Consider the following 10169-nt stretch of genomic DNA (forward strand, 5'->3'; position numbering starts at 1 on the left):
CGCGGTCATAAACACCCTCCTGGCAGCGTCAGCCCCAGAACGATGTCCGCACTGCAGAATCCGCTTCAGACCGCCAAAATGCATTCTGCCAAAGTAGTGCTAGGCAACGAGGCAAGCAGCGCAGTCGAGAGAGGACGACAGCCAAGACTGGGGGTGTCGTTCTTTCTCCGAGCTGTTAGGCAATGAATATATGTGTGCCAGGTTGTTCAGATTTATCTCTCAAGCAATCTAGCTCTTGAAAGGATGTGAACTGCTGATCACGCGCCCGCCGACATTGCACTAATCTTGGCCGGGCACCGACCCAACTCAGATTTCCGGCAACATCTAAATAGGAATGCAGACTTTCTCGGTCCGCTTGGTGTCGTTGCGAGCCCGGAAACTTCGGCTGCTGCGACCAAACACTACCGTCGATCGTATTTCGATAGCCGATATCGTACACTGTGCGCATGTAAGCCCCGTTCAGCGGGTCGGTGATGGAGTAGGGCACCTGCTCATCGATCGACGCGATATTGAGATCAAGGGCGGATCTCAGCCCGTAGTTGTAAAGGGCGATCAAGCCTTGCTTTGTTTGTGACTTGAGCGGGATCGCGTATGCTCGTGCCATGATCGGCAAAGCCCTTTCAGGTGACAGCGAAAACTCAGGAATGAGCGCGTTGTTGATGATCACATAGATGTGGAGATTTTCCTCGCTTGCATGACTTGGTGCGACGAACAGGTGTTCAGGCAATGTAAGAAACTGCGACGAGCTGCCACCATCGGAGTGCAATTCACGAATCTGCCTGCCATCCACCACCGCACCGATCGAAACAGGCGGGAAGATGCCGGGGACGCTTGCTGATGCGATTAAAATCTGTCGCACCAGGGCTAGAGCCTCCTCCCTGTCGCTATTTGCAATGGCGCCTATGTTCCAGACGACCGCCCGCTGCGTGTCGAGGTTCGTGGTCATTACCAAGAGACGGCGTCCCGCTTGATGTTCGCGCGCGATTTCGTGCAGGATTTCATCCGTAATGTTATCTTCGACCATCTTCCGAAGAGCATCGCCTTGGAGGAGGCTTGCTGAGAGGACGCCAAGCCCTTTCCAGTCGATGTCGACAAGACTGCGAGCTTCATTGGAAAGATAGAGGCGCCTCAGCCGCGCATCATAGGCGGGCCCCAAGAATGCAAACGGCGCAATCAGGGCCCCTGTGCTCACGCCGGTTACCACCTCGAATTGTGGTCGGCTGCCGCGTTCGCTCCAAGCGGAGAGAATGCCGACGGAAAACGCGCCTCCGGCGCCACCGCCCGATATGGCGAGCATCGACGGCTTTTGTTTACCGATTACCGGGCGCCAAGAGGCGTGCACCGACTCCGGGGGCCGCGGATCATCCAAATGAGCCCTTATGTTTGCGAAGCCGACGATTTGTGCGCGCCCTGCTTCCGATGCGGTGTATACCGGACGAGCGGGTGCCGTACACCCGCTGAGAAAGAAGAGAAGACATAGCGCAATGAGATTTGCGCAAATCCCGCAGGAACTCAGCATGGAGCGCATCGTCATGCTTCAGCGCCGCCCTGACGCGGAAGCCGGGCCGCCGCTATGAGTGCGCCCACGATTGCCATAGCTACGGCAATGCCAATCCACAAGCTATAGAGCGCGTATCCAAGGATGAACCCACCAAGGACCGGTGCGATAATATCTGTCACTGCGAGCAGGGACTGGGCGGCCCCCAGAACCACGCCCTGCCGCTCGGACGGCACATGGGTAGAAAGCGCTGCGAGATATGTCGGCTTTGCGAGAGCATCGCCGGTACTGATACACAGAACTGCGATAACCAGCACGGGTATACTTTTAGCGACACCAGCGGTGATGAACCCCAAGCAGATCAGAAGGAATATCAGGAGGATCAGATCACGTTCGGTAAGGTGTTTGCCGAGCCAGCCGAGTAGGAACACCTGGGCAAAGACGTTGACCGCACCGTCCAACATGATGAGGTAGCTCAGTTCCTTCGCCCCGAAGGCATGACCATGCCATTGAAACGTCTCCGCGAGGAAGACCGGCATTTGCGAAATGTATGTCCCGTAGGCGAAGAAGTGGCATAGCATGACGATGACGAGAGCACGAACGACAGGCGACGCTGCGATCGCGCGGAGCGATATTTTTCCGCCGCGCGGCCGCTCTTTTGCAGTCTTTGTCAAACGTCCTCCATCCAAGCAAAGAGATGTAACGAAAATGGACGTGGCTACCAACCCAAGCGCGGCGAGGACGGGAATTGTCAGCGACATCTCGGATAGGAAACCTGAAAGCCCTGCGCCAACAATGCCGCCGAGGCCCGCACCGCCTACGAGGATCCCCATGGCCCGTCTGCGGTTTGAGGCATCGGTGTGATCTGCAATATAGGCCGCAGTGACAGAGATGTTGCCCCCGGTAAGTCCGAAGAGTGCCCGAGCGATAAGGATGAACGCAACGCTCGGCGCGATTGCAAGTAGCGCAAGGCTCGCCGCTGCAACGCACTGGCTCGTCAGCAGGACATTCCTCCGGCCGAAGCGATCGGAGAGTTGCCCAAGAGCAGGGGCAGAGGCGAATTGGCCGACTGCCTCGGCGGCGATAACTATGCCTAGCACGAGCGGCGTACCGCCCATTGCCCGGACATGAAATGGCAGAACCGGCAAAACGGAAGCGGTGCCGGCGGCGTTCGCGCAAACGATTGCGAAGATCGGAAGGATGATCCGCCAATCGAGCGGCTTGGATGGAATGATGTTGGATTGCGGCTTGGTGGTCATATTCCATCCCCTCCTAGTTAGACTCGCGTGACGGCAAGCCTACGCGTTCGAGATAGGCTTCCAGTTGCGCTACACCTTCCGCGTCAAGAGTCAGTATCGTGCCGATATAGCCATCAGGCCGTACCAGGACGCACTCATTCACCTGCAGTCCGTAAGCAGCTCGGACACAACCGAACGCATCGAGGACGTCACCGCCCTGCCCGAGGCGATGAATATGCAATCCAGGCCGCGATGCCACTCTCCCCTGGCCGTTTACGAGCAGCGTCCAATGTGGCCCGATGAACAATTGGAAGAGCCGCGAAGTCTGTCCCCCTGCTCCCTTTATGGGCGCGTCTGGCGCGCGGTCTCCCGCCTGAAGACCGCTGCTTCGGCTTGCGACGCGAAACGCGAGGGGTGATTGCAGGTATCCGATGTCGAGCTGATGCACCTCGCGCCCGCGACGAATTTCACCTCGTTTTCCCGCGTCAAGCAGTCGACTTGACAGACCCAGAACCTCCTCCGCCACGGCGCGGCGCTCGGCCTCATATGTGTCAAGAAGTTCGCCCCCGGCTCCGCGGATCACGGCGGCGAGCTTCCAGCCAAGATTGTAAGCATCTTGGACGCTGGTATTGAGACCCTGACCGCCGGTGGGCGGATGGATATGTGCAGCATCGCCCACCAAGAATACGCGATCGACCCTGTATCCATCGGCCAATCGGGCGTTCATAGCATAGGCCGATGCCCAACTGACGTCGTGGACCTTCACCTCGCTGCGGCCTGTCCGCTCGACGATCAGCTTTTCCAACCCATTGGCTGAGAGGTCTGCGTCTTCATCCGGCGAGACTGGAGCCTGTAGTTGGAACAGATCGGTACCTCTGAGCGGGCAGATAGCAACCATCCGCTGCATGTCACCGGTATTGAACTGCCACCAAACCTCAGGGCTGAGGCCGGTCAGGGCAACATCAGCGACAATCGCGCGCACGCCCAGGGTTTTGCCGGGGAACGCGATACCAAGCGCGTGTCTTACGAAGCTACGACCTCCGTCCGCCCCGATCAGATAGCGTACACGAACCGTCTTCGCTCCGCCCGAAGCAGAGACATGTGCTGTAACTCCGTGGCCGTCCTGTTTGAAAGCCGTCAGTTCGCTTCCGAATTCGACCCAGCCCCCCAGTTCCGCCAGCCGGTCCCGCATGATTTTCTCAGTCAGAAATTGCGGGATCATCAGCGGGATGTGATACGGCTCCGCGGGTGTCGCCTGAAACCGCTCCCCAAGATCTTTCTCCATGAAGCTGCCGTCGTCGGAATACTCGCGCATCGCTGGGTAAACGCCACCCGCCGCCACGACCTTATCCAGGATACCGAGATCCTCGAAGACCTCTTGCGTCCTTGGCTGAATGCCTTTGCCTCGCGAGCCCGGGAAAGGATCACACATCTTTTCGATCAGGCGGAAAGAGACTCCTCGCCGCGCCAGTTCTATTGCGAGCGTAAGGCCAGCCGCTCCCGCGCCGCAGATGAGCACATCTGCTTCGAATTCGATTGTCATGTCGTTCTCCATGTGTGTATTATGCACATAACAGGAGGCGCGTCATGCCGTCAAGAAATAATGTGCAAACTACACATATCAGCGAGAAAATCCGTGAACTGCACGGTTCGCTGATCGATATTGTTACCCTTATGAATCAACCCCAGCGTGACGAGGCCCTTGTTCGCGAAGCCGGGATCGCGCTCGATCGAGCCCTCTTCCCGCTCCTCGTTGGGATCGAGCGGCGTGGACCGATCGGCATCGTGGATTTGGCGGCCGGCGTCGGGCGGGACTACACCACGGTTAGTCGGCAGGTCGCGAAGTTGGAGAGCCTCGGGCTTGCTCAACGCAGGCAAAGCCCGACTGACCGTCGCGTAAACGAAGTTGTTATTGCGGCGAAAGGCAAGGCAATGACCGACAAGATCGACACGGCACGCGAAAGGATCGCCCTTAGCGTTTTTGCGACTTGGGAGCCGGCCGAAATCGAAGATCTTGTAAGGTTGATGCGAAAGTTCGCGGACGCGATGGGGAGGGAGGCTAGGAAGTCGGACGCTGAGTAACTATCAAGCCGGCAGCCATCCGAGCCTGTGCAGGCTCGTACATCTCCACCTCTACGACGTAGCGCCCATCCTAGCTCCTTCATCTGGATCTCCTTTAAAGCCCCTGCACAGCGGCAGAGGCTAAAAGGGCGGTGTCTTACCAGCCCTGCTCCACGGGCAGGACGAAGAGCTCGGCCACGTCGACATGCGCCGGGGCCTGCGCGGCGAAGACAATCGTTGCACCAATGTCCTCGCCCTGGAGGAAGGTCATCTGGCCGGCAAGGTCGTCCATCTGTTGGCGGTAACCGGGATCGGTGATGCGATCGTAAAGCTCGGTGGCGACAGCACCCGGCTGGATGCATGTGACACGGATATTGTGCTTCGGGCCCACCTCCATGCGCAGACCGTCAGAAAAGGCGGCGACGGCGTGTTTGGTAGCGCAGTAGACCGATAGCCCCTTAAAGACCTTGCGGCCGGCAATCGAGGACATGTTGAAGACATGGCCTGAATGCTGCTTGATCATCTGCGGCAGGACGGCGGCAGTCGTGTTGAACAAGCCCTTCACGTTCACATCCACCATCCGGTGCCACTCATCAACCTTGAACTGGTCGATATCGGAGAGCGGCATCAGGCCGGCATTGTTGACGAGGATGTCGATCGCGCCATAGGTGTCGACAAGCGCCTTGACGCTGGCTTCGATCGAGGTGGGGTCAACCACGTCCATCTCGAGTACCAAAGCTTCGCCACCCACAGCCTCGATCTTTGTCTTCAGCTCCTTGAGCTTTTCGGTGCGGCGGGCGGCAATCCCGACTTTGGCTCCAGCCTCGGCAAGCTTGAGAGCAGTTGCGGCACCAATGCCGCTGGAGGCGCCGGTCACTAGGGCGATTTTTTCGTTCAGGTTCGTCATTGTCGTCACTCCTAATTTGGGGAAGCCGCCTTGAAGGCGGTTTGTCGCGTTGACGATGTGAGATTTAGGCTCGACTAGATGAGCTTCTTTCGGGGTTTTGCGCCACGTGTCGCGATTTTGCGCAAAAGTCGCGATCGCATGCATTGGAGGCAAAAGTGCGAGGCAGGAGCCTTGAATACGCTCCCAGCATCGAAGTGGCAGAGCGCGACGAATATCAGCGTTTGCTCGGTATACGAGCGATAATAACCTGATCTCAAAGTCAAACCCGGCGAGCCAGTTGACGCCGATTGCAGTCCAGTTCGGATAAGGTGATTCCGTAGATACCTCGTTCTTGACCGTCATGATCACGTTGAATCGGCTTTCCGGATCCGTGTGAAAGGTCGTCACGTCGACAATATCATCAAAGTTACAACCTCCCGCCAACAGGTGGCTTCAAGGTTCGCAAAGGCCAGCCGAACCTGCGCCGCAAATTCGGGCTCTTCCGACCTAGCCGGCAACAAACAGAAGGCCGCCGAACGCTATGGCCGCCGAGTAGCCGTGCGCTTGGTAGAGGGCGTGACGATCGTTGGAAAGATGGCGGTACGTGAATTCACTTTCTCTTCTCCTTCACTCGGCGGTCCATAGACCGCCGTCATTGAAAGAGACGAAGCTAGGAGCTGATGGTGGATCGTCTCGCGCGATCTTGCTTCGTGTGTTGGGCTTTTGCTGAATTCGACGGCGCAGCGCCCCAGTCGCGAGTTGGCCGCGTGAGCCTAAAGAAGAGATCTGCGGCCGGTAGCGCGACGATGGCTTACGACATGGTTCCTGAAGCAGGCCCGATAAACTGCGAAACCAGCTCCGCAATTTTCCAAGATGGTCAGGGCAGACCCATGGAATGCATCACGGAGCTTTCGCCCCCACTCTGGGATCTGCCACTCGTCATTGGCGCCCCAGATGAGTTGCACAGGGAGTTCTTTCAACTCACCAAGCCTTCAGCAACCTCCAATGTATGGACCGGGTCGTAGTGCTTTACCTGGTGCTTAAACAGGCTAGGTTGCTTGATCGGACCAGAAATATAATCAAGATAAGTCTCGAGCGGACCTTTAAACCTGTGTTTGTCGTGCACAGCGCTGAGCAGCCAATCCCGGAAATGCGCCCGATGAGCTGCTTCGGGCGCTTTCATCCGCGCCTCGAGCCCATTATCCATTTGCTGCCTGGTCCGCCTCGAGGGGGTAGCTGTCGAAGTTGACGACGTCGATCATCGTTAGCGACTTCAATCGATACGGCTAAAACGCCAAACCTTTGCGCTATTCCCCGCCAATATCGTGCGCCACCAGATGAAAACGTTCGAGGCCCCAGTGCTCCAGCATCTTGTCGAGAATTGGCACCTGCCCAGACATGGACGTGTCAACATCCTCTGCCAGCGGGCGTTCCGAAAGTCCGAAGCCAAGGAGATCGAACACGTGGATCTTGAACCCGGCTTTGATGAGGTGTGGCGTGACGTTCCTCCAGATGAGCGATGAGGACGGGGTTCCATGTAGCAAAACCTCGGGTTCTCCGTTGTCATGGGTGCCGGCGGCAATGCGATGGCTGTTGACGAGAACGTTTTGGTTGATCAGTTTGTTTCGCTTCGTATCTTCATTTTCTCCCTGGGGCCGACAGTGATGCCACCCCGACACCTCTTTGACTTAGGAAGTCAGGAAATCTCGCACAAGGTTTCGTCAAGATTGCACCTGAGGTGAGTGAGACGGCGGCACCTGCTTTGGTGCTGAACTGCACCCCATTTCGACCGGACAGTCGGCATAAGCAGAAAGGCTCAAGCACAGGCTTGAGGACAGGCTTATGTCTAACGAGTATCGACATGTTGAATTGCTGACGGGTGATGTGCGCCGCAGGCGGTGGACAACCGAGCAAAAGCTGACGATCATTGAGCAGAGTTTCGAACCAGGCGAGACGGTATCGTCCACCGCTCGCCGCCATGGCGTCGCGCCCAATCTGCTTTACCGGTGGCGCAGGCTCTTGAGCGAGGGAGGTGCTGCAGCTGTGGATTCTGACGAGCCGGTGGTCGGCAATTCGGAAGTGAAGAAGCTGGAAGATCGCGTCCGCGAGCTGGAGCGCATGCTTGGCCGCAAGACGATGGAGGTCGAAATCCTCCGCGAAGCCCTTTCCAAAGCGGACTCAAAAAAACGGATATCGCGGCCGATCTTGTTGCCGAAGGACGGTTCGCGATGAAGGCCGTCGCAGATACGCTGGGCGTATCCCGTTCCAACCTCATCGAGCGGCTGAAAGGCAGATCGAAGCCGCGCGGCTCCTATCATAAGGCCGAGGATGCAGAGCTTTTACCCATCATCCGCAGACTGGTAGATCAAAGGCCAACCTATGGCTATCGGCGGATCGCCGCGCTCCTCAATCGCGAAAGGCGAGCCGCCGATAAGCCCGTCGTTAACGCCAAGCGGGTTCACCGCATCATGGGCAACCACGCCATGTTGCTGGAGAAGCATACGGCCGTTCGCAAGGGCCGCATCCATGACGGCAAGGTCATGGTCATGCGCTCCAATCTGCGCTGGTGCTCCGACGGTCTGGAGTTCACTTGCTGGAACGGCGAGGTGATCCGTCTCGCCTTCATCATCGACGCTTTCGACCGGGAGATCATCGCATGGACGGCGGTTGCCAATGCAGGCATTTCCGGCTCGGACGTGCGTGACATGATGCTGGAGGCGGTCGAGAAACGCTTCCATGCAACCCGAGCCCCGCACGCTATCGAGCATCTCTCCGACAATGGCTCTGCTTACACCGCGAGGGACACGAGGCTGTTTGCACAAGCACTCAATCTCACACCTTGCTTCACGCCGGTCGCCAGCCCTCAGTCGAACGGCATGTCGGAGGCATTCGTCAAAACCCTGAAACGGGATTACGTGCGCATATCACCTCTGCCGGACGCCGAAACAGCGCTCCGGCTCATCGACGGATGGATCGAGGATTATAATGAAATCCATCCCCATTCTGCCCTCAAGATGGCTTCCCCTCGGCAGTTCATCAGGGCTAAATCAACCTAGCCGACTTGTCCGGTCAAACGGGGTGCACTCCAGGTGCTCATTACAGATATTGAGGTTCCTGAATGCGAAATCGATTGTGTGTGACCTGCGACGAGGCGGCCGCCGGCTACTTGAAAGCGAGCCAAGCGTCTGTACTCCCAAAATCCAAGATAATCCCCTTACCCGTCAGCCTCATCAGGGCTCCCGTTGTCGGATCCAATCTAGGCGACATCAACAGCGAGCAGGTCCTCACCTCTCTCACTCAAAAAATGGAAGAGGTTCTGCAATACTGGCGTGATGCAGATCAGGTTGAGCTCTACATCGATCCCGATTCCAACAGCCAACTGCTGATGGTCTATTTGTTGAGCCAAGCGCTTACGACTGACATTGACCACACAAACCTCTCTATTTTTCAAGGCGTAACACCGTGGGGGCAACAGTCTCCTCAGACTCAGAGCAGCTCGGGGGCAACGCTGATATCGGTTGAAAATCAGCATCTAACCGCAGCTGCCGCAATATGGTTGGCCTACTCAGCTTCCACGCCGCATGCATGGCTTCACTTAAGTATCGACGAGTTGCGCCATTTTCCTTTCATGACCCGGACGAGGGAAGCGCTTCTTGATGATCTGCCGAGCGCTCAAACGGGCCTTGGTGCTTGCGAGCGTCTGGTCCTGAACACTCTCGCCACTGGAGGATGTACCGTTGGCGAGATTGCAAGAAACTGCGCGGATGACCCGTTGCCTCTGCTTGAACTGCCGTCGATCATCGACCTAATCACAAACCTTGCTTCAGGCGCTTCGCCGCTCATTGCCGGGCTGAAAGGACGTTTGAGGTCGACCGACTTTTTCAATGATGCCCATGCCTGGGACAGATATGCCGGAAGCCACCTTCGGTTGACGGCTGACGGGCACAAGATAAACGTGGGCGAAATCGATTTCATCGAGACGTGTGGCGTCGATCGCTGGTGGGGCGGGACCCGATTGGTCGGCCAAACCTCCTGGCGATGGGAAAAGCAAGCGCGTGCCCTCATACCGCCAGAAAGCTGATGTGTCAGAACCCCAGGAAGACTGCCGCTGCGTTCTCCGTTTAATTCTCACGTCTTGCGATAGTGGCTCGGTAAAAGTCCGGTCTCGCGCCTAAAGACCTGCGAAAAATGGCTTGGACTTGAATAACCGACAGCAAATCCGACCCGGATGATGCTGAGATCTGTCTCCTGAAGGAGTTGTTGCGCTCGCGTCATCCGTAGGCGGATAAAATATCGAGAGGGCGACAGTCCTGTCGCTTTCTTGAACAACCTGCTGAAGTGGAACGCGCTCATTCCAGCGATCTCTGCAATCTCAGCCAGATTGAACGTAAGCGGCAAGCTGAGGCCGTTCAGGCCTTGTAGCTCCACGGCATAAGGGTATGGATTTCGCTGCTAGGCCAGCCGTTTGCAAGGCGCTCGAGCGTCT

9 protein-coding genes and 2 pseudogenes are annotated in these 10169 nt (G+C 57.3%); 3 read left to right on the forward strand and 8 right to left on the reverse strand.

Annotated elements, in window-relative coordinates; genetic code table 11:
- Positions 1–175: 175 nt before the first annotated feature.
- From PL597_RS25445 to PL597_RS25455, 3 genes are all read right to left on the reverse strand, one after another.
- Complete coding sequence (locus tag PL597_RS25445; RefSeq protein ID WP_271366593.1) at positions 176–1297, reverse strand: patatin-like phospholipase family protein; 1122 nt, start codon at positions 1295–1297, stop codon at positions 176–178.
- 233 nt (positions 1298–1530) lie between these two features.
- Positions 1531–2757 carry an MFS transporter gene (locus PL597_RS25450; protein ID WP_271366594.1) on the reverse strand — a complete coding sequence of 409 codons (1227 nt, stop codon included), beginning with the start codon at positions 2755–2757 and terminating at the stop codon, positions 1531–1533.
- A gap of 13 nt (positions 2758–2770) precedes the next feature.
- Entirely contained in the window at positions 2771–4279 is a 1509-nt protein-coding gene (locus tag PL597_RS25455; RefSeq protein ID WP_271366595.1) for an FAD-dependent oxidoreductase, read from the reverse strand.
- Between the two features lie 44 nt (positions 4280–4323).
- Between PL597_RS25455 and PL597_RS25460 the strand changes: the two genes are divergently transcribed.
- Positions 4324–4818, forward strand: a complete 495-nt coding sequence (locus tag PL597_RS25460) for a MarR family winged helix-turn-helix transcriptional regulator (protein WP_271366597.1) — start codon at positions 4324–4326, stop codon at positions 4816–4818.
- 136 nt (positions 4819–4954) lie between these two features.
- Here the strand turns inward: PL597_RS25460 and PL597_RS25465 are convergent, their stop codons facing one another.
- The 4 genes and pseudogenes from PL597_RS25465 to PL597_RS25480 all read right to left on the reverse strand — a co-directional run bounded on the left by PL597_RS25465 (position 4955) and on the right by PL597_RS25480 (position 7362).
- The gene (locus PL597_RS25465; RefSeq protein ID WP_271366603.1) at positions 4955–5704 is read right to left on the reverse strand and encodes an SDR family oxidoreductase; all 750 of its coding nucleotides are present in this window, start codon (positions 5702–5704) and stop codon (positions 4955–4957) included.
- A gap of 214 nt (positions 5705–5918) precedes the next feature.
- Positions 5919–6297 (reverse strand): annotated as a pseudogene (locus tag PL597_RS25470) (RidA family protein).
- A gap of 362 nt (positions 6298–6659) precedes the next feature.
- Positions 6660–6866 carry a hypothetical protein gene (locus PL597_RS25475; protein WP_271366599.1) on the reverse strand — a complete coding sequence of 69 codons (207 nt, stop codon included), beginning with the start codon at positions 6864–6866 and terminating at the stop codon, positions 6660–6662.
- A 124-nt stretch (positions 6867–6990) separates the two neighbouring features.
- A complete protein-coding gene (locus tag PL597_RS25480; RefSeq protein WP_271366601.1) occupies positions 6991–7362 on the reverse strand; it encodes an alpha/beta fold hydrolase in 372 nt (123 codons plus the stop codon).
- Positions 7363–7525: 163 nt separating this feature from the next.
- Here PL597_RS25480 and PL597_RS25485 point away from each other — a divergent pair.
- Both PL597_RS25485 and PL597_RS25490 read left to right on the forward strand, forming a co-directional pair.
- A protein-coding gene (locus PL597_RS25485; protein WP_149148858.1) for an IS3 family transposase occupies positions 7526–8739 on the forward strand; the annotation gives its coding sequence in 2 pieces (ribosomal slippage) (positions 7526–7862 and positions 7862–8739; 1215 coding nt in all).
- Between the two features lie 62 nt (positions 8740–8801).
- The gene (locus tag PL597_RS25490) at positions 8802–9764 is read left to right on the forward strand and encodes a hypothetical protein (RefSeq protein WP_271366602.1); all 963 of its coding nucleotides are present in this window, start codon (positions 8802–8804) and stop codon (positions 9762–9764) included.
- 47 nt (positions 9765–9811) lie between these two features.
- Here PL597_RS25490 and PL597_RS25495 read toward each other — a convergent pair.
- Positions 9812–10069, reverse strand: a pseudogene (locus PL597_RS25495) (helix-turn-helix domain-containing protein); the annotation flags it as partial.
- Positions 10070–10169 lie beyond the last annotated feature (100 nt).

It is taken from the genome of Agrobacterium sp. ST15.13.013, from assembly GCF_027956525.1.
Classification (GTDB): Bacteria; Pseudomonadota; Alphaproteobacteria; order Rhizobiales; family Rhizobiaceae; genus Agrobacterium; species Agrobacterium salinitolerans.